The sequence below is a fragment of the Mesorhizobium sp. M0983 genome (assembly GCF_040318975.1).
Taxonomy (GTDB): domain Bacteria; phylum Pseudomonadota; class Alphaproteobacteria; order Rhizobiales; family Rhizobiaceae; genus Mesorhizobium.
This window is the reverse complement of the sequence record NZ_JAMYNH010000027.1, coordinates 19,472-38,850: the sequence shown is the minus strand read 5'-3', so window position 1 is coordinate 38,850 and position 19,379 is coordinate 19,472. Positions and strand designations below refer to the sequence as shown.

Here is a 19,379-nt window from a genome sequence, read left to right as displayed (position 1 = left end):
CAGTGGAAACTGTGGGTTTTGAATATGGATCGCCTTACGAGCATGGCCGTGTTCGTCAAAGCCGTCGACCTGGGCTCGTTCGCGGCTGCGGCGGCGGCTCTCGATCTATCCGGGCCGATGGTCGGCAAGCATGTCCGGCTTCTCGAGGAGCGCCTGGGCGTGCGCCTCATCAACCGGACCACGCGCCGCCAAAGCCTGACGGATTTCGGGCGCGCCTATTATGAACGCTGCCGGCTGGTGCTTGCCGAAGCGGAGGCCGCGGATGCACTCGCCGCCGACCAGCTTGCCGAACCGCGCGGAAAGCTGCGCGTCCTCATGCCGGTGCATTTCGGCCGGCGCTGCGTTGCCCCAATCCTGTTCGGGCTTGCGCAGCAATATCCGGCGCTGGAACTTGACCTGTCGTTCAGCGACGCCCTCGCCGACCTCGCCGAGGACGGCTGCGACCTTGCCATCCGAACGGGCGATCTGGAGGACCAGGCCGGGGTGATGGCGCGGCGCGTCGCGCGCCAGCACATGGTCGTCTGCGCGTCGCCATCCTATCTCGACAGGCACGGCCAGCCGCAGGCGATAGATGACCTCGGCAGCCATCACGCGATCATCTACCGCCGTTCCGGGCGTGCCGTTCAGCCGTGGCTGTTTCCACGCAATGGCCAGCCTGCGACGGAGGTCAGGCTCGCTGGCAGATTGCGGCTCGACGATCTCGATGCCATCGCCGATGCCGCGGCCGCCGGCATGGGGCTCGCCTGGCTGCCATACTGGCTGGTTCGCCAGCGCATTCAGGCGGGCGTACTTGTCCCGCTATTGCCGGAACAGCCGAGGTTTCTCTATGACGCCCATGCGCTGTGGCTGCAGACGCCACATCTGCCGATGAAAGTCCGCCTTGCCGTCGATGCACTGGCGGCAGCGCTGCCCAAGCTCATGAGTTGAAGGCACGGTCGCGGTCAGCTGCGTGGATTTCCTCGAGAACGACCCGACGATTGAACAATAATCTATATGGTAAGATTTCGAATATACAGGAGGTAAACCAGAACAACTGTTAGCGATATCGAAATAATCGTCCAAATAGTGAACAAAATTACTCTTGCAATACGACTCTTTCGACGCTGTATCCATCGAGCGAAGTTTACCATTAAGTAATCTAGGATGACGTCCAAATGTCGCCTCCAACGGCCATTCGCTTCAGATTTTGGCCTTCGCCCGACTAAATCCACTAAGTCAATTGGGGGCCAAGCCCATTCACTTCAACAAATTCCTATCTCTACATCGTGGCGGGACAGCACCCCCCTCTGGCCTGCCGGCCATCTCCCCCGCAAGGGGGGAGATTGGCGGTTCATGCGTCCCGCCAACCTTTGAGACATTGGAGACTGGCGGAGGCCGAGGCGACATCCGATCTCCCCCCTTGCGGGGGAGATGGCCGGCAGGCCAGAGGGGGGTGGGACGGAGCGCAACGGAGCAGTCTCCCTGCCTTGCAACAATCAACGCTATTCTCCCCCTCCCGCATCGACCACGAATCCGCCTATAGTGCTGCCATGCCCATTCGCCAGCTTTCCGAAACGATGATCAACCAGATCGCCGCCGGCGAAGTCATCGAGCGTCCGGCAAGCGTGGTCAAGGAACTGGTCGAGAACGCGCTCGATGCCGGCGCCACGCGTGTCGAGATCGTCACCGCCGGCGGCGGGCTGAACCTGATCCGTGTCAGCGACGACGGCTCGGGCATTCCGGAAAAGGAACTGGCGCTGGCGATCGCGCGCCATTGCACCTCGAAGCTCGCCGACAACATCCACGACATCCGCTCGCTCGGCTTTCGCGGCGAGGCCTTGCCGTCGATCGGCTCGGTGGCGCGGCTGTCGATCCGCTCACGCACAGCGTCCAGTGAAAACGCCGCCGAGATCGGCATCGACGGCGGCCGCGTCTCCGCCGTCAGGCCGGCGGCGGCCAACCGCGGCACCACGGTCGAGGTGCGCGACCTGTTCTTCGCCACGCCGGCGCGGCTCAAATTCATGAAGGGTGAGCGCGCCGAAGGCTCGGCCATCGGCGACGTGGTCAAGCGCATCGCCATCGCCTTTCCCGCCGTGCGCTTCACGCTGGCCGGCCCGGACCGCTCGACGCTGGAGCTGCCGGCGACCGAGGACAGCCCGGAAGGCCGGCTGCGCCGGGTGGCACAGGTGATGGGCGCCGACTTTCCCGACAATGCGATCGCCATCGACGCGGTGCGGGACGGCGTGCACCTCGCCGGCCATGTCTCGGTGCCCTCCTTCACCCGCGCCAACGCCCTGCAGCAATATGCCTATGTCAACGGCCGCCCGGTGCGTGACAAATTGATCGCCGGCGCCATTCGCGGCGCCTTCGCCGACGTGCTGCCGCGCGACCGCCATGCCGTCACCGTGCTGTTCCTGACGCTCGATCCGGCGATCGTCGACGTCAACGTCCATCCGGCCAAGGCCGACGTGCGCTTCCGCGATCCGGGGCTGGTGCGCGGCCTGATCGTCGGCGCCATCCGCGAAGCACTGGCCCATGCCGGGATCCGCGCCGCCACCACCGGTGCCGCCGGCATGATGGCAGCGTTCCGGCCGGGCGCGGCATCCTATGCGCATGGCGGCCCGGCCAACGGTCACCGCAGTTACGAGGCCGCCTATCGGGCGTCGGGCTTTGCGGGTTTCGACCCTGCCCGTTCGCCGCAGCGGCCGCTCGATATGGGCTCTGCAAATGGCGGCTTCGGCGAGGACGAGCAGGCGGCCTTCGACGCCGGCCCACTGCACAGTGCCGACGCGCGCGCCGGACAGGATCAGGCGGCAGAGACGCTGCTCGGCACGGCATTGGGCGCGGCGCGCGCGCAAGTGCATGAGAACTACATCGTCGCCCAGACCAGGGATTCGCTTGTCATCGTCGACCAGCATGCGGCGCATGAGCGACTGGTTTACGAGGCCTTGAAGAACGCCCTCCACTCACGCGCGGTGCCGTCGCAGATGCTGCTGCTGCCCGAGATTGTCGACCTGCCGGAGGAAGACGCCGAGCGGCTTGCCATGCACTCCGAGACGCTGGCCCGCTTCGGCCTCGGCATCGAGCGCTTCGGCCCAGGCGCCGTTGCGGTGCGCGAGACGCCGTCGATGCTCGGCGAGACCAACGTCCAGCAGCTGGTGCGCGACCTCGCCGACGAGATCGCCGACAATGACACGGTCGGCACGCTGAAGGAGCGGCTGGACAGGATAGCCGCGACCATGGCCTGCCACGGCTCGGTACGTTCCGGCCGCCTGCTCAAACCGGAAGAGATGAACGCTCTGCTGCGCCAGATGGAGGCGACGCCCGGCTCCGGCACCTGCAACCACGGCCGCCCGACCTACATCGAACTCAAGCTGGCGGATATCGAGAGGCTGTTCGGGCGACGGTAAGCATTACCTGGGCAACGCCAAGCGAGGCACCCGCTCAATTCGCCAATTGATGATACTTCTTAGTTTTAAGAGAGAAAACATAGTCCATTGTATAGCCAGCGCCGCCGCCACGAAAGTTTACTGAAATGATCTCGGCGATTTTTTCCGTCTGTTTTTGAACATTCATGTAGATTGGCGTCATCAGCATTCCCGCGTCGCAATTGTCGTCATCGAACTCGATCTCTTGATAGACTTTCTTGCTTCGCTTGCCGATGACTTGCAATTTTCGCATGCAAATTCCGGCTTCGGTTTTCGCGTAGATGCCTGAAAACCTGTCGGTGTCGGTCTGCGCCCAGAACGGGATCTCAACGGTTCCGTCAATCTTCCCGTCGCCGGTATCGTCCAGGCTCGCAACTTTCTTGAGCGTGACGGGATGTTTGTCCGCACCCTTGCTCCAGGTTCCTGTTGCGCCGCTTTCACCAATGTCGAGAGAAAATGGGCATCCACTGGTGTCGACGGGCGTTTTCGAACCCATGACCAGCACCCGGTCGAATTCCTTGTCGTCCGCAATCTCGCAAAGGGATACGCTGGTGCCGTTGATCTTGCCGTACACTGCTATCGGGCTTTGCTTCGCGTCGTAGAAATAGCTCCCCTCGACCGTAATCCCGCTGCCGAAACTGTCATTCCTCTGCAGCGACAGATGGACTGGGTTAGGCCCAATGAAACCTTCGTAGTTTTCGATCTGATACCAACCCGCGACGGCATTTTGGCTGAACAGCAACAAGAAAAAAATTGCGGAGATAAACTGCATTCCCATGTCGACCCCTCGCCATGCTTCGCAAACGCAATCAACATAGACGCCGGCCTGGCTCATGTCTGCATCGCAATGGTCGTCAGTAACGGCTCATGGTTTGAGTCGGGAAAAAGCTTCAATTATCTGAATCATCTCTTCAAATTCACCACGATAACGCCGCCGAGCGCCAGTGCGCCGCCGAGGATGCCGAGCAGCGTCGGCACCTCGCCAAGCCAGAAGAAGCCGATCAGCGTCGCCACCGGCGACACCAGATAGAGGAAGTTCGAGGCACGCGCCGCGGGCAGTCGGGAAAGTGCTGTTGCCCAGGCAGCGTAGGCGATGAGGCTGGGCACGATGCCGAGAAAGATGACGGCGCCGAGCCCGGCGGTATCGGCGACCGCTGCCTGCGCCAGACCGCTCGGCAGGAATGGCGACAGGCAGAGCGCGCCAAGCACCATGTTCGAGGCCGAGATGGTCAGCGGGTGGTGGCGACCAAACAGCGGCTTCTGAACGATGGTGTTGACGGCCGAGCACAGCGCCGAGCCGAGGACAAGCAGCGCAGCATTGTTGAAATGCAGCCCCTGCCCCTCGCCCATGGCGATGATGCCGATACCGGCGAAGGACAGGAATGTGCCGGCCCAGGCCAGGCCTGAGAAGCGTTCGCCGAGCAGCGCCATGGCCATGATCGCAGTGAAGATCGGGCTGACATTGATGATGAAGCCGGCCGCACCTGCCGAAACAGTCAGCTCGCCGAAATTGAGCATCACCGTGTAGAGCGCGACGAAGACGGCACCACCGAAGGCAAAGCGCCAGAGTTCGTCGAGCCTGGGCAGCGCCGGCCGCTTGACCGCGAGGAAGATCGCCGCCGGAACCGCGGCGATGGCAAAGCGCAACGCGCCGAGTTCCAGCGGCCCGAAGGCGGCAAGGCCGGCGCGGATCGCCGGAAAGGCGGAGGCCCAGCCGACCACCGTCAGCGCCACCGCGATGGCCGCCGTGGCATCCATACGCTGTGTCGGATTCAACGTTCCGGTATAGATGCTCATCTCGGTGTCCTCGCGATCCAATGCCATGAAGTAGAGAAACGCTATTGCGCGTCGATTGACAAACGAACAAATCGAGTATCACCTGTGACTATGGATCACAGCTCAGACTCGATGCTGCCGCTTGAAACCCTGCGCGCCTTCGATGCCGCGGCGCGGGCAGGCAGCTTTTCGGCGGCGGCCGAGAAGCTCAACATCACCCATGGCGCCGTCAGCCGGCAGATCGCCAAGCTCGAGAACTGGCTTGGGCTGAAAGTCTTCGATCGCGGCGCGCGCGGCGTCTCGCTGACCGTCGAGGGCAATCGCCTGCATCTGCGCACCACCGAAGCCTTCGCCCTGATCGCCAGCAATTCGGATCGCTGGGTCGAGCCGCGCGGCACGGCGGTGGTGCGGCTGACCTCGATCCCCTCGGTCAGCGGGCTGTGGTTGATGCCGCGCATGGCGGCGCTGGAGAACCACCCGTCCAAGCTGCGCATCGTGCTCGACGTCGACATCCGCCAGGGCGATCTTGCCGACGAGGGCATCGACCTGTCGATCCGCTGCGGGCGCGGCCGCATTCCGGGCCGGATCTCGGTGCAGCTTTTCGAAGAATATGTGTTCCCGGTCGCCTCGCCGGAATTGGCCAGGGAGATCGGCCGCGGCGATCCGGCCCGGCTGCTCGAATTTCCGGTGATCAACGATTCCGACGCTTCGGCGTGGCGCGCCTGGTTTGCGGCGCAGGAGATGGACTATCGGCCGCGGCCGCACGACCGCCGTTTCGAGGATTACAACCTCGTGCTCGACGCCGCCGCGCACGGGCTCGGCATTGCGCTGGCGCGTCCGCCATTGACGGTGGACCAATTGAAATCGGGCCGCATCGTCGCCGTGAACGAGCGCGGTGCCCTCAGCCCGATATCCTACTGGCTCGACCGGCCGCTGGGGCGGCCGCGCGCCGCGGCAGCCGAACTTGCTCGTCGCATCGCAGTCCAGGCCGGGCTGCCAGCGGAGAGGATCGAAGAGTTTATCATCGCCGAAGAATGAGATGCCTGAAGCGCGTCGCGTTCGACCGGCCTCATGCGACGCGCTTCAGGTTCTTGTGTTTATGCATGTCGTTATCGCAAAACCGCTGCACACTTTTGCGCGACATGCATTGGCATCCGCTTTGCCGGCTTGTTCGAGCAAGTGTCACCAGAAACAGAGGCAGGCAAAGCCAACCAAGCTTGACCTCGCCGCAATTTGTGGCGATGACATCGTCATGAATTTCGGCTCCACCCCATGATGAACCGTTTCGAAGGCCCCGGCGGCAAGGAAGCCCGCATCCGCTATCTCGACGGCGACTTCCAGGTGACTAGCCCCGGCGCCTTCGTTCGCTGTGCGGTGACCGGCGAGAGCATCCCGCTCGACGAGCTCAAATATTGGAGTGTCGCCAGGCAGGAACCCTATCTGAATGCCGCTGCATCATTGCGCCGCGAGATCGAAGCGCATCCGGAACTGCGCCGCCGACGGTAGTCTGACGCAAATGCAAGTCGCCCCGTTGCGATCCTTCGCGCGCCGTCTCCTGCCGCGACGTCAAGCCAGCGACACCGAAACCTTAGAAGTTATCTTGAAATAAAAAACCCGCCTCGGGGCTCGAGGGCGGGTCGTCGGCGAATCATCACCATACCTAAATTACTAGCATAGCTGCCGGCACAAAGCAAGAACAAAATACACTCGACCCGCGGAAAGATGCAAATTCCAGTCCCCACATCGCCTCGGTCTCAAGCTGCCGGTCAGCCTTTAAGCCTGCGCTGCCGCCAGGCATCCAGCGTTTCGTCGATGATGCGTTGCGGCACATGGTCGAGCTCGAAGACGGTGTCGATCTCCAGCACATCGAGCCGGTCGAGGAATTCCGGCGGCGCTGCGCCGTGACGCAGGCGGGCAGCATCCTTGGCAGTGGTAATCAGGCCAAGCCCGGCTTTACGTGCCGTCGCCGCCAATTCGGCAAGCTCGTCCGCGCTGTAGAAATGATGGTCAGGAAACGGTCGGGTCAGCGCAAGCTCGCCGCCGGCCTCGGCTACGGTGTCGAAAAACTTGTCGGGATGGCCGATGCCGGCGAACGCCAGGAACCGCCTGCCGGCCAGCGTCACCGTGCTGCTCGGGGCGGTGTGCGCCTCGAAGATCGGCCTGCCGGCGCGCGCTGCCTGGCGCACGACCGTATCGGCCGCGGTGCCCTCGCCCATCTTCAGCAAGCCGCTGGTGAAGACCAGCTGGTCGACGATGTTCGCCCGCAGCGGTCCGCCGGGGATGACGCGGCCATTGCCGATGCCATGGCGCGCGTCGACGACGACCAGCGCATAATCGATGTGGATGCGCGCGCTCTGAAAACCGTCATCCATGATCAGGAAATCGCAGCCGAGCTTCTCCAGCAGAAGCCTGGCGCCGGCGGCCCGGTTCGGCGTCACCGCGACCGGCGCATGTTCGGCCAAAAGCAGCGGCTCGTCGCCGACATGCTTGGCGGCGTCGTGGTGCGGATCGACGACATGCGGCTGCGCGAAGGAGCCGCCATGGCCGCGCGACAGGAAACCGGGATTGAGCTGCATGCGCCGGGCCTGCTCGGCCAATGCGATCGCCACCGGCGTCTTGCCGGTGCCGCCGACCGTGAAGTTGCCGATGCAGAGCACCGGCGCCTCGACTTTTTCGCGCGGCGCGTGCCGCATGCGGCGACCGGCGATAAGCGCATAGATGGCGGAAAGCGGCGACAGCGCCACGACCCGCCAGTCCGGCTCTTCCCACCAGAAGGGCGGCGCTTCCGAGGTCACGTCAACGCCCGTTCGCGCCCTTCAGGCGCGACTTGACGACCAGCGGCTGGATATAGGGCTCGAGCGACCTGAGCGTGTGCGCCAGCGCACCGCGCATCTCGTCGACCGTCGCCGCACCCGCCGCCATCATTTCGTGACGAGCCACCTCGTTGGTCAAAAGGAAATTCACGGCGCCGGCCAGCATATCGCGGTCGCGCACCAGCTTGGCGCCGCCACTGTCGAGCAGGCGCTGATAGGCCTCGCGAAAATTCTGGACGTTGCGGCCGGCAAGCACCGCTGTCTCCAGCATGGCCGGTTCCAGCGGGTTCTGGCCGCCCTCGGAAGTCAGCGAACGGCCGACAAAGGCAATTTCCGTCAGCCTCAGATAAAGCCCCATCTCGCCGATCGTGTCGCCGAGCAGAATATCGGTATCGGCGGTGATCCTGTCGCCCTTGCTGCGCTGCGCCAGCTTCAGGCCCATGCCGGAAATCTGGGCGGCCAGCTGCCCGGCGCGTTCGGGATGGCGCGGCACGATGATCGTCAAAAGCCCGTGGTGCCGCTTGTGCAGCATGGCGTGAACTTCGGCCGCGACCGCCTCTTCGCCGTCATGGGTCGAAATCGCCGCCCAGGTCGGGCGAGCGCCGATCTGGCGTTTCAGCGCCGCCAGTGCCCGTTCGTCGGCCGGCGGCGGCGCGGTGTCGACCTTGAGATTGCCGGACACGGTGACCGGCCGGGCGCCGAGCGAAAGGAAGCGCTCGCCATCGAGATCCGACTGGGCGACGACATGGGCGAGATTTTCGAACAATGCTTCGGCGATGTTGGCGCGCTTCTTCCAGGATTTGAAGGAGCGGTCGGACAGCCTGCCATTGACCAGAACCTGCGGCACGCGGCGGGCGCCGAGTTCCAGGATGGTCATCGGCCAGATCTCCGATTCGGCGATGATCGCCAGGTCCGGTTGCCAATGATCGAGGAAGCGGCTGACCGCCGGCTTGAGGTCGAGCGGCACATATTGGTGGATGATGCGGCCGCCCAGCCGTTCTTCGGCGACCTGCGCCGAGGTGACGGTGCCCGTCGTCAGCACGATGTTGACGCCGTAGTCGAGAATGCTCTCGACCAGCGGCACGACGGCGATGGTCTCGCCGACGCTGGCTGCATGGATCCAGATCACCGGGCCTTCGGGGCGCTCGCGTCCGGCGACGCCGTAGCGCTCGCGCCGGCGAATGCGATCCTCCTTGCCTCTGGATGTGCGCCAGGCGACATAAGGTCCGACCAGCGGGTAGGCGGCGGCCCCGGCGAAGCGGTATGCCGTCAGGAAGGCGCGCGCCCAGCGCATACTCATTTCGAACCGTCCACAAGGCGATAGGCCTCGGCGGTCGCGGCATTGAGCGAGGCCGTGACCTCCTGGCGCTTGCGTTCCATTTCCGCGGCGTCTGCGTTGGCCGGCACGAAGACAGGCGTGCCGACGACAATCGAGGAGCGGCCGAAGGGCAAGTTGATCGTCGTCTTGTCCCAGCTGCCCTCGATCACCTTGCGGCGGCTGGTGGCAATCGCGGCAGGCAGGATCGGCCGGCCGGACAGCCGCGCCAGGAGGACGACGCCGAGCCCCGCATCGCGCGGCGTGCCGTGGGGAATATCAGCAATCATGGCGACATTCTTGCCGGTGGCGAGCGACTTTTTGAGGGCGATGAGCGCCTTGGCGCCGCCCTTGTCGAGATGCCTTGCGCTTTCGCGCCCGCCAGAGCCGCGCACCGCCTCGATGCCGAATTTCTCGACCATCAGCGCGTTGAGCTCGGCATCGGCGCTGCGCGACACCATGGCAACCAGTGGCCGTCCCTTGGGATAATAGGCCGGCGTCAGCAGATGCTGGCCGTGCCAGAGCGCGATGATGCCGGGCTCGAGCTGCGCATAGGCGCCGCCGGAAAACTTCGCCGATCCGTCGACCATGCGGTTGGTCAGGCGGACAAGGCGGACGAAATACGCAAACAGGGCGGCAAGCACATTCTTGACGAATCGCGACTGCGCCAGCGGTTCGCGGATCTTGCGCCAGAACGTCTTCGGCTTGCGACGTCTGACCGCCGACCGCGGGGCTGATCGCTTGACCGCTTCATGGTTCATCGATGTCAACCGGCAGCCTTGTTTTCGGGGTCGAGCAGGCGGTGCAGGTGAACGACGAAATAGCGCATATGGGCATTGTCGACGCTGGCTTGTGCCTTGGCCTTCCAGATGGCGTGCGCCGATTGGTAATCCGGATAGATGCCGACGATGTCGAGCGCGTCGAGGTCGCGGAATTCGGTGCCGCCCAGCTTCTTGAGTTCGCCGCCGAACACCAGGTGCAATAGCTGTTTCTTTCCGTCTTCAGCGGCCATGTCGATCCTTCACATATCGTGAGTTTGGGACAGGTCTAGACCAAAGCCGCCGACTTTGGAACCATTGATAACGTTCAATGGTCCAGCCCGGCGATGACGCCGGCGAGCACAGCGAGGAGTTCGCCGCTGCCGGCGGCAAGCGCGCCGTGGCGGATCACTTCGCCGGCATAGAGCGGCGCGCGGCCGTGCCGATCGAGCACGGCGCCGCCTGCCTCGCGCAGGATGAGGTCGGCCGCGGCGATGTCCCAGTCATGCGCGTTGGCCTTGACGAAGGTGGCATCGAGCTGGCCGCCGGCGATCATCGCCAACCTGTAGGCGAGCGAAGGAATATAGGGCACGCGCTTCAGCCGTTTGTGCCATTTCGCTGGCATCAGGTCGATCATCGCCTTCGGTCCGGCGATTTCGGCCGTTTCCGACGGCGGACGCACGCCGATGCGCTTGCCATTCAGGAATGCGCCCTCGCCCGGCAGCGCCCAATAGATTTCGCGCTTCGCCGGGCAGTCGAGCACGCCGGCAAGCGTGCGGCCGTTCTCGACCACCGCGACGCTGACGCACCATGTGGGCAGGCCCTCGAGGAAGCCGCGCGTGCCGTCGATCGGATCGACGACGAAGGTGCGGCGCGCGATAAGCCTTACCGGGTCGTCGACGGTTTCCTCCGACAACCAGCCATAGTCCGGCCGGGCCGCCAGCAAGGTCTCACGCAGATATTTGTCGGCGGCGTGATCAGCTTCGCTGACCGGCGAGGTGCCGCCCTTCATCCATACTTGCGGATTGTTGTTGAAGTACTGCATGGCGATGAGCCCCGCCTCGCGGGCAGCGTCGCGCAGCAGCTGCAGGTCTTCAGTAGCGCCGGCCGAGACGGCCGGATCAAGCTCCGGCAAGGGTCATCCCTTCGATCAAAAGCGTGGGCGCGGCAGTGCCGAAATTGCGGTCGAGATCGCTCGCCGGAACCATGTTGAGGAACATCGTCTTCAAATTGGAGGCGATGGTCACCTCGGCAACGGGATAGGCCAGCTCGCCATTCTCGATCCAGAAGCCGGAAGCGCCGCGGCTATATTCGCCCGTCACCATGTCGACCCCCTGGCCGAACACTTCGGTGACGTAGAAGCCGGTCTCGAGCGACTTGATCAGCTCTTCCGGCGTGTTTTCCCCGGGCTCGATGGCGAGATTGGTCGACGATGGCGAGACCGACGAGCCGCTGCGCGAGCCGCGCCCATTGGTGACGAGGCCGAGTTCCCGCGCCGCCGAGGTCGACAGGAACCAGTGGTTGAGCACGCCCTTGTCGACCATGAACAATTTCTCGCCCTCGACGCCTTCGCCGTCGAAGGGGCGCGAGGCCTGGCCGCGGCGCCGGAGCGGCTCGTCGGTGACGGTGATTGCGGCCGAAGCCACCTTCTTGCCCATCATGTCGCGCAGAAAGCTGGTCTTGCGCGCCACCGCGGCGCCATTGATGGCACCGGCGAGATGGCCGGCAATGCCGCGCGCGACGCGCGGATCGAACACCACGTCGACCGGCCCGGTCGCCGCCTTGCGCGCGCCAATGCGGCGTACGGCGCGCTCACCGGCCTTGCGGCCGATGTCTTCCGGCGCGTCGAGATCGGAAAAATGCTGGCGCGAGGAGAATTCGTAATCGCGCTCCATGCCGGTGCCCTCGCCGGCGATGACGCTGGTCGAGCGCGAAAAGCGCGACGCGACATAATGGCCGACAAACCCATGCGAAGTGGCGAGCACAAGGCCGCCGAGCCCGGCGCTGGCGCCGCTGCCGGCCGAATTGGTGACGCCCTTGACGGCAAGCGCCGCCGCCTCGGCGGCAAGGGCTGCTTCCTTCAACTGGTCCGCCGATACCTCGGTGGCGTCGAACAGATCGAGATCGCGCGGCTTTTTGACCAGCAAGGCCGGATCGGCGAGACCCTGATAGGGATCTTCGGGCGACACTTTGGCCATGGCGACGGCGCGCTCAGCCAGCATATTGGGGTCGGATGCCGCCGTTGCCGAAACGCTCGCCACCCGTCTGCCGACGAAGACGCGCAACGAGACGTCCTCGCTCTCGGACGCCTCTGTGCCTTCGACCTTGCCAAGCCGCACCGACACACCGGTTGAGCGGCCGCGTACTGCAACCGCATCGGCGGCATCGGCGCCGGCCCGTTTGGCAGCCTCGACCAGGGCCGCGACGCGGTCGGTCAGTTTCGCTGCGTCGAGCGTATCGGTCATGCGCATAATCCTGTTATTTCCGGCCGGCTGAAGGGCAGCCGCTGCTGCACCATCTATTGTCCCGATGCAGCTTCTGCAATGGGAGAAGGCGCAAAGCGGGGGCATCAAGCGCCTGAACAGGGCTGCCAGTGTCAGGCAGGTGAGCGGCAATGGCGAGATCGACAATCCCTCAGGAAGCGGCCACCGGCGTCCAGATCACGTCGTCGATCCTGAGCGCGCCGGTGGCGAGCATCACCAGCCGGTCGAAGCCGAGCGCTGCGCCGCTCGCTTGCGGCGTGATGGCGAGGGCGGCGAGGAAATCCTCGTCGATCGGATAGCGTTCGCCATAGACACGCTGCTTTTCGTCCATTTCGGCGGCAAAGCGCCGGCGCTGCTCGGCCGGATCGATCAACTCGCCAAAGGCGTTGGCAAGCTCGACGCCGCAGCAATAAAGCTCAAAACGCTCGGCGGTGCGTGGATCGTCGGCGCTCGGCCTGGCCAATGCCGCCTCCGAGATCGGATATCCGAAAAGAATGGTGGCGCGCCCCTGCCCCAGCGCCGGTTCGATTTTTTCGACCATCACCCGGCTGAACAGGTCGGCCCAATTGTCGTCGGGCGCGGTCCGCAATCCGGCCTGGACCAGGGCGGCATGCAACCCCGCGCGGTCGGTGCTGCCATCGGCTGCCACAGTCGCCAGCAGATCGATGCCGGCATGGCGCATGAAGGCTTCGGCGACGCTCAACCGTTCCGGCTCGGCGAACGGGTCGGCCTCGCGGCCGCGGAAGCTAAAACGCTTTGCGCCCGCCCGTTCGGCCGCCAGCGCGACGAGCTCGGCGCAATCGCGCATCAGGCTCTCATAGGCCTCGCCGACGCGGTACCATTCGAGCATGGTGAACTCCGGATGGTGCAAGGGGCCGCGCTCACGGTTGCGCCACACAGCAGCGAGGCTGAAGATGCGCTCCTCGCCGGCGGCAAGCAGCTTCTTGCAGGCGAATTCCGGCGAAGTGTGGAGGTAGAGCGGCTGGCGCTGCCCGTCCGGCCCGATCGCCTCGGTGGCAAAGGCCGACAGATGCGCTTCATTGCCGGGCGAGATCTGCAGGGCCGATGTCTCCACCTCCACGAAGTCACGGCGGGCGAACCAGTCGCGCATGCCGGCGGCAATGGCGTTGCGCAGGATCAGCCGCGGCCGGCGATCGGCATGGACATGCGGCGTCCACCATGGCGAAGCGGCGGTCATCGGCTTCAGGCGAATTGCACAGAGGGCTGGCGATTGCGGCCAAGATGCGCTAGGCCGCACCCAACGGCCTCTCCAGCCGATTTGCGCCAACAAATTTTATCAGGATGGAAACCCGTGAAGGTCATCGCCAGCTCCTTACGCAAAGGCAACGTCGTCGAAAAGGACGGCAAGCTTTATGTGATCCTCTTTGCCGAAAACATTCATCCTGGCAAGGGTACGCCGGTCACCCAGCTCGACATGCGGCGTATCTCCGACGGGGTTAAAGTTTCCGAGCGTTACCGCACCACCGAGCAGGTCGAGCGCGCCTATGTCGAGGAGCGCGAGCACACTTTCCTCTACCAGGACGGCGAAGGCTTTCATTTCATGAACCCGGAGAGCTACGACCAGGTGGCGGTGCCGGAGAGCGTGGTCGGCGACATGGCGCCCTACCTGGTGGAAGGCATGCCGGTGCAGATCTCGCAATACAACAGCATCGCCATCTCGCTGGTACTGCCGCAGCGCGCCACTTTCGAGGTGGTCGAGACCGAGCCGGTGACCAAGGGCCAGACGGCGTCCTCGTCCTATAAGCCGGCAACGCTGTCCAACGGCGTGCGTACCCTGGTGCCACCACACATCAGCGCCGGCACCCGCGTGGTGGTGATGACGGCGGATGGCGCGTATGTCGAGCGCGCGAAGGATTGAGGCGCGAAGCCTGAAACGCCTCGCCCTAGCGCGCCGAGGCGGCCGGTCATCGTCGACCGCTTTGTGCCAGGGGGCTTTCGAGCATTGGGACGCGGCACGCAGACCGCAGCGTCAACGCCCGGCCAGTTCTTTCCTATTGCACGACGCCAGCGGGCAATCTTTGAGCCTCGAGCAACGCCGACCGTCCCTTTCGCCAGGTGCCAGGTGGAATGCCGACGAACTTTTTGAAGGCGCGATTGAAGGCGGCTTCCGACTCGTAGCCGACGTCGGCACCCGCTTGCGCGATGCTCATTTCGGGCCGTTCGAGCAAACGTCCCGCCAGTTGCAGACGCCAGCGAGCAAGATAGTGCATCGGCGAGACCTCGACATAGTGGGTAAAGCGGCTCGCAAACGCCGTGCGCGAGAGCCCTACTTCGCGGGCGAGCCGGTCCAATGTCCATTCCTCCCTGGGGCGAGCGTGGATGAGCCGGAGCGCCTCGCCGACATGTGGATCCCGTAGGCCTGACAGCCAGCCGCGCGAATCGCCGGGGAGGGTCTCAAGATGGCGGCGGATGATCTCGACAAACATCAGCTCGCTCAGCTTGGCGAGGATCGTTTCACCGCCCGCCCGCCCACTGCCACCTTCGGCCAGCGCCAGCCGAAACAGGTCGATAACCCAGCTGCTTCCATCGGCGGGCTTGCGGGCACACAGGATGGCCGGCAATGCAGCGAGGAGAGGATTGAAGGGACGTGCATCGCAGCCAAGATACCCGCAAATGAACCGGGTCCGCTCGTCTCCCCCGCCACCATGGATCACCGCGAACGGCAGGCTCTCGTCAATCGGCCGATAATACATCGCCATATTGGGTTCGCCCCGCGCTCCGGGCGAAGAGCTCAAGACGTTCGGAACACCACCGGGGAAGACAACGACATCACCGGCGTTCACGAGCACCGGGGGCACCGAATCGTCTGCCAGCGCGGCCCAGCACGAGCCCGACATCACGGCATGAAAAGAAATGATGTGCTCTGCCTCCGGCATGATGGCGGCGGCAATGTCGGCCGTGCCCGGCGACTCGCCGACCCAGGGAGAGCTGGCGTCGACGTCGAAATAGATCGCACCGGTGAGGCGAACGGCTCGGAGCACATCGGAAAGGACATCCATGCACTACACCTCCGGAAACGATCGGCTACTCCCTTTGACAACGAGTTTTTCGGCCAGGCATCTCGAACTATCCGGCAATACAGCCGCCCGAGCAACTACCCATCCGGTCTAATCCCACTCTGAACGATCGGGCAACAGAAATGGACGATGTGACATTTGCGGGAACAGCGGACGGGATTAGCGTTTCATCGACCGGCCGACAGGTCCAATAACAGGGAGGAATGTCATGCACGATGAAGACATCACCAAATTCGCAGCAAGCCTGCGGGGCGAAGTCATCCGGACCGGCGACGCCCGCTATGATGAGGCCCGCAAGCTCTACAACGGCATGATCGACAAGCGGCCGCTGATCATCGCCCGCTGTGTGGACGTGGCCGACGTGATCACAGCGGTGAATTTCGGCCGCGACAACAATTTGCTGGTTGCGGTACGTGGCGGCGGCCATAACGGACCAGGATTGGGGAGTTGCGACGACGGTCTGGTGATCGACCTGTCGGCGATGAACGGCGTGCGTGTCGATCCGGATGCCCGTACGGCGCGGGTGGGTCCGGGCTGCACTCAGGGCGACCTCGACCACGCAACCCATGCCTTTGGCCTGGCCGTACCGGCGGGCATCATCTCGACCACCGGGGTCGCCGGACTGACGCTGAGCGGCGGCCATGGCTATCTGACGCGCAAATATGGCCTGACCATCGACAATCTGGTCGAGGCCGATGTCGTGCTTGCCGACGGCAGCTTCGTCACCGCCAGCAAGGAGCGGAACCCTAGCCTGTTCTGGGCGCTTCGCGGCGGCGGCGGCAATTTCGGCGTCGTCACCAGCTTTGTGTTCAAGCTCCACCAGGTCAGCATGGTCTTTGCGGGGCCGATCGCATGGGATCAGCGCCAGGCCCGCACCATCATGCAGCATTATCGCGAGTTCCTGCCGCGCGCGCCCGAGGAACTCGGGATCTTCCTCGGGCTCAAGACGATCCTGTCGAGCGCACCGTTCCCGGAAGAGTTTTGGGGAAAGCGGATGTGTCTGCTGATGTGTTGCTACAACGGCCCGGAGGAAAAGGGCAGAGAGGCGGTGGCTCCGCTACTCGATGCGCTGCCTGCGCCCTGGTTCAATTGGATGGGAATGATGCCCTATCCCGCGGTGCAGAGCATGTTCGATGGGCTCTATCCGAAGGGGATGCAGTGGTATTGGCGGGGCGATTTCGTCAAGACGCTGTCCGACGAGGCGATCGACGCTCATCTCAAGCAGGCGGCGAAAACACCGAGCGAGCTATCGCTCATGCATCTCTATCCGATCGACGGCGCTGTCCATCGCGTCGGCAAAGACGAAACACCGTGGAATTACCGTGATGCGACCTGGTCGATGGTCATCGCTGGGATCGATCCGGACCCACAGAAAGCGGGGCCGGTGACGCGCTGGACCAAGGCCTACTGGGAGGCCGTGCATCCGTTCGATCTGGGTGGCGCCTACCTGAACTTCATGATGGATGACGAGGGCGAGGGAAGGCTCAAGGCGGCTTATGGCGATAACTACGAGCGCCTGGCCTCGCTGAAGAAGAAATACGACCCGAACAACCTCTTCCGGGTGAACCAAAACATCCGGCCGGCCGCTTGACGGCCGCCCTCGTCTGGCCAGCAAGTGTTGTATCGTACCGGCCGGGCCGGCTAAGGCCCGGCCGGTACGATAGGTTGCCGGTCAGGACGCTCGGCGGCCTACAAGCGCGATACTCGGCCGGGCTCGGCGACCATGTTCCATGAGCCATGTCTGACATGCGTCGAAGCGGTCGGCCCGCACGCTCAGGTCACCCGTAGCGCTGCTTCAACAGGCAAGTCCGGGAGCAGGCAATGCGGTCAACGGGTTATGCCTCAGCGACTGCTTCTCGCCAGGCCGATCGCGCCGGCAGCCTACCGACAATTTCACGCTTCGATGCGGACGTCCGACGTCACCACGACACCCTTCAGTCCTCCTCGAGGACCGGTATCCCCTTAAGAACTAGATAAATTAGCAGTTTCTTAATTGCCTTTGGAACTTTGTAGCTTGCGTTCCATTTTCAACCGCATGCGAGAGTCTGTGGTCCAAGGCCCGGGAATAACGGTGAACAGGTCACCGCCGCGCTACTCGCTGGTCCTGCCCGTATACAATGAAGAACAGGTGCTGCCTCGGCTGATCGAGCGGATCAGTTCGCTTATCGGCCGGCTGGACGGCGAAACGGAGGCCATCTTCGTCGATGACGGAAGCCGCGATGGAAGCGTCGAATACCTTCAAAAAGTGGTCGCCGCCGAGCCGCGCTTTCGGCTGATCGAATTGTCCCGCAATTTCGGCCACCAGGTGGCGATTACCGCCGGCATGGACGCCGCTGCGGGCGATGCCGTCATCGTCATGGATGCGGACCTGCAGGATCCGCCGGAAGTCGTTCTCGATCTGGTGGCTAAGTGGAAGGAAGGCTTCGAGATCGTCTACGCCCGCCGGGTCAAGCGCGAGGGCGAATCCTGGTTCAAGCGCTTTACGGCAAGTCTTTTCTATCGCCTGCTGGAGAAAATGACGTCGGTCGATATTCCGCGCGACGTCGGCGACTTCCGCCTAGTCGGTCGCAAGGCGCTGGAAACCTTCAAGCGTATGCCCGAACATGACCGCTTCGTCAGGGGCATGTTCGGCTGGATGGGGTTCAAGCAGACGGCCGTGCCATTTGAGCGCCACGCACGAACCCTGGGCCAGACCAAATACCCGTTCTGGAAGATGATGCACCTTGCGGTTCACGGCATCGTCAGTTTCTCCGAGAAGCCGTTGCGCCTGGCGCTCTGGGGCGGGTTGGTCATTTCCGCGCTTGCGGGGGTCTTTGGCGCCTACGCCATCTTTGCCTGGTTTTTTGAAACCGGGATCATTGCCGGGTGGACATCCACGGTGGTGATCGTGTCGCTCCTGTGCGGGATCAACCTTTTCATGACCGGCGTGGTCGGACTCTACGTCGGCAGCATCCACGCCGAGGTGAAACGCCGCCCGCTTTATGTCATCGATCGGCTCACCGGCTTCGACGAGTCGATGCGTGCCGCCTCCGGTGAGCGCCGCCGATCGTTTCACAAACCCAGGAGTGGAGTCCCCGCCAATGGCCGAACTCTTCGACAGCTATAAATCCAACTATGGCGAGGCGGTCGAAGGGTCCATCCGGTTTTCCGGACTCAGCCACGACTTCTTCCTTGTCGCCAAGGCGGATCTGCTGCGGCGTCTGGTCTTCGAGCGAAAGCTTCGGCAGGGTGGGTCGGCTGTAAGGGCGCTGGATGTCGGCTGCGGCGTCGGTTCGCTCCACCCCTACCTCGACGGTGCTTTCGACAGCGTCGATGGTTGCGATGTCTCGCAAGAATCGATTTTGCACGCCAGCCAACACAATCCGCGCGTGGCCTACAGGACCTGCAGCACTCAGGGGCTGCCTTACGAGGACGGCACGTTCGATCTGGCTTTCGCCAGTTGCGTCGTCCATCACGTTCCGCCCTCCTCCTGGCTCGATTTCTTCCTGGAAATGCGGCGCGTCGTACGGCCGGGCGGCGTCGCCTGCATTATCGAGCACAATCCCTACAATCCACTGACGCGCCTTGCTGTGTTCCGGTGTCCGTTCGATCACGACGCGGTTCTGCTCAACGCCGCCAAAGCGAGGTCCGTTTTTCAGGAAACAGGCTTCCGGGACATCCGCTCCGAGCATTTCCTGCTGCTGCCATCGGCAAGGCCCTTGGCCAGAAGGGTCGAGCGGGTATTCGCGCCTTTGCCGCTTGGAGCGCAGTATGCGTGTAGTGCGCGTGTCTGAGCGCCGTTCAACCGGC

General features: G+C 63.8%; 18 protein-coding genes. 8 read left to right on the top strand and 10 right to left on the bottom strand.

The annotated features are described in order from the left end of the window. The first annotated feature begins 24 nt into the window (after nucleotides 1-24). Both NKH71_RS29255 and mutL read left to right on the top strand, forming a co-directional pair. Nucleotides 25-927, top strand: coding sequence for a LysR family transcriptional regulator (locus tag NKH71_RS29255; protein ID WP_352791205.1), 903 nt, complete (start codon nucleotides 25-27; stop codon nucleotides 925-927). Between the two features lie 602 nt (nucleotides 928-1,529). Beyond that, on the top strand, nucleotides 1,530-3,389 hold the full coding sequence (gene mutL, locus NKH71_RS29250; RefSeq protein WP_023717172.1) for a DNA mismatch repair endonuclease MutL: 1,860 nt from the start codon (nucleotides 1,530-1,532) through the stop codon (nucleotides 3,387-3,389). A gap of 34 nt (nucleotides 3,390-3,423) precedes the next feature. Here the strand turns inward: mutL and NKH71_RS29245 are convergent, their stop codons facing one another. Then, on the bottom strand, nucleotides 3,424-4,242 hold the full coding sequence (locus NKH71_RS29245) for a hypothetical protein (RefSeq protein ID WP_023717171.1): 819 nt from the start codon (nucleotides 4,240-4,242) through the stop codon (nucleotides 3,424-3,426). Nucleotides 4,243-4,310: 68 nt separating this feature from the next. Continuing rightward, on the bottom strand, nucleotides 4,311-5,204 hold the full coding sequence (locus NKH71_RS29240) for a DMT family transporter (protein WP_352791206.1): 894 nt from the start codon (nucleotides 5,202-5,204) through the stop codon (nucleotides 4,311-4,313). 111 nt (nucleotides 5,205-5,315) lie between these two features. Here NKH71_RS29240 and NKH71_RS29235 point away from each other — a divergent pair, with 111 nt between their 5' ends. Both NKH71_RS29235 and NKH71_RS29230 read left to right on the top strand, forming a co-directional pair. Next, the gene (locus NKH71_RS29235; protein WP_352548960.1) at nucleotides 5,316-6,221 is read left to right on the top strand and encodes a LysR family transcriptional regulator; all 906 of its coding nucleotides are present in this window, start codon (nucleotides 5,316-5,318) and stop codon (nucleotides 6,219-6,221) included. A 234-nt stretch (nucleotides 6,222-6,455) separates the two neighbouring features. Then, nucleotides 6,456-6,689 carry a DUF2093 domain-containing protein gene (locus NKH71_RS29230; protein WP_031193470.1) on the top strand — a complete coding sequence of 78 codons (234 nt, stop codon included), beginning with the start codon at nucleotides 6,456-6,458 and terminating at the stop codon, nucleotides 6,687-6,689. Between the two features lie 260 nt (nucleotides 6,690-6,949). On the opposite strand, the gene lpxK is transcribed toward NKH71_RS29230, so the two are convergent. The 7 genes from lpxK to epmA form a co-directional block, all read right to left on the bottom strand. Beyond that, a complete protein-coding gene (lpxK, locus tag NKH71_RS29225; protein WP_023717168.1) occupies nucleotides 6,950-7,978 on the bottom strand; it encodes a tetraacyldisaccharide 4'-kinase in 1,029 nt (342 codons plus the stop codon). Nucleotide 7,979: 1 nt separating this feature from the next. Next, nucleotides 7,980-9,296 (bottom strand): lipid IV(A) 3-deoxy-D-manno-octulosonic acid transferase, encoded by a 1,317-nt coding sequence (waaA, locus tag NKH71_RS29220; RefSeq protein ID WP_023717167.1) that lies wholly within the window; start codon nucleotides 9,294-9,296, stop codon nucleotides 7,980-7,982. Then, complete coding sequence (locus tag NKH71_RS29215; protein WP_352791208.1) at nucleotides 9,293-10,072, bottom strand: lysophospholipid acyltransferase family protein; 780 nt, start codon at nucleotides 10,070-10,072, stop codon at nucleotides 9,293-9,295. The genes waaA and NKH71_RS29215 overlap by 4 nt, the downstream gene beginning before the upstream one ends. 5 nt (nucleotides 10,073-10,077) lie before the next feature. Beyond that, the gene (locus NKH71_RS29210) at nucleotides 10,078-10,323 is read right to left on the bottom strand and encodes a DUF4170 domain-containing protein (RefSeq protein ID WP_352481288.1); all 246 of its coding nucleotides are present in this window, start codon (nucleotides 10,321-10,323) and stop codon (nucleotides 10,078-10,080) included. A gap of 74 nt (nucleotides 10,324-10,397) precedes the next feature. Then, nucleotides 10,398-11,204, bottom strand: coding sequence for a 3'(2'),5'-bisphosphate nucleotidase CysQ (locus NKH71_RS29205; RefSeq protein WP_352791210.1), 807 nt, complete (start codon nucleotides 11,202-11,204; stop codon nucleotides 10,398-10,400). Next, a complete protein-coding gene (locus NKH71_RS29200) occupies nucleotides 11,191-12,534 on the bottom strand; it encodes a TldD/PmbA family protein (RefSeq protein WP_023717163.1) in 1,344 nt (447 codons plus the stop codon). Before NKH71_RS29200 ends, NKH71_RS29205 begins: the two co-directional genes overlap by 14 nt. Before the next feature lie 169 nt (nucleotides 12,535-12,703). Continuing rightward, nucleotides 12,704-13,750, bottom strand: coding sequence for an EF-P lysine aminoacylase EpmA (gene epmA, locus NKH71_RS29195; protein ID WP_023717162.1), 1,047 nt, complete (start codon nucleotides 13,748-13,750; stop codon nucleotides 12,704-12,706). A 114-nt stretch (nucleotides 13,751-13,864) separates the two neighbouring features. Here epmA and efp point away from each other — a divergent pair, with 114 nt between their 5' ends. Next, the gene (gene efp, locus NKH71_RS29190; protein WP_023717161.1) at nucleotides 13,865-14,431 is read left to right on the top strand and encodes an elongation factor P; all 567 of its coding nucleotides are present in this window, start codon (nucleotides 13,865-13,867) and stop codon (nucleotides 14,429-14,431) included. Between the two features lie 133 nt (nucleotides 14,432-14,564). Here efp and NKH71_RS29185 read toward each other — a convergent pair whose 3' ends face one another. Beyond that, complete coding sequence (locus NKH71_RS29185; protein WP_023717160.1) at nucleotides 14,565-15,572, bottom strand: AraC family transcriptional regulator; 1,008 nt, start codon at nucleotides 15,570-15,572, stop codon at nucleotides 14,565-14,567. A 226-nt stretch (nucleotides 15,573-15,798) separates the two neighbouring features. On the opposite strand from NKH71_RS29185, the gene NKH71_RS29180 reads away from it, so the two are divergent. The 3 genes from NKH71_RS29180 (at nucleotide 15,799) to NKH71_RS29170 (ending at nucleotide 19,363) form a co-directional block, all read left to right on the top strand. Continuing rightward, nucleotides 15,799-17,181 carry an FAD-binding oxidoreductase gene (locus NKH71_RS29180; RefSeq protein WP_352791214.1) on the top strand — a complete coding sequence of 461 codons (1,383 nt, stop codon included), beginning with the start codon at nucleotides 15,799-15,801 and terminating at the stop codon, nucleotides 17,179-17,181. Nucleotides 17,182-17,625: 444 nt separating this feature from the next. Further along, complete coding sequence (locus NKH71_RS29175) at nucleotides 17,626-18,696, top strand: glycosyltransferase family 2 protein (protein WP_352791239.1); 1,071 nt, start codon at nucleotides 17,626-17,628, stop codon at nucleotides 18,694-18,696. Next, nucleotides 18,671-19,363, top strand: a complete 693-nt coding sequence (locus NKH71_RS29170) for a class I SAM-dependent methyltransferase (protein WP_023717157.1) — start codon at nucleotides 18,671-18,673, stop codon at nucleotides 19,361-19,363. Before NKH71_RS29175 ends, NKH71_RS29170 begins: the two co-directional genes overlap by 26 nt. Nucleotides 19,364-19,379: the final 16 nt, after the last annotated feature.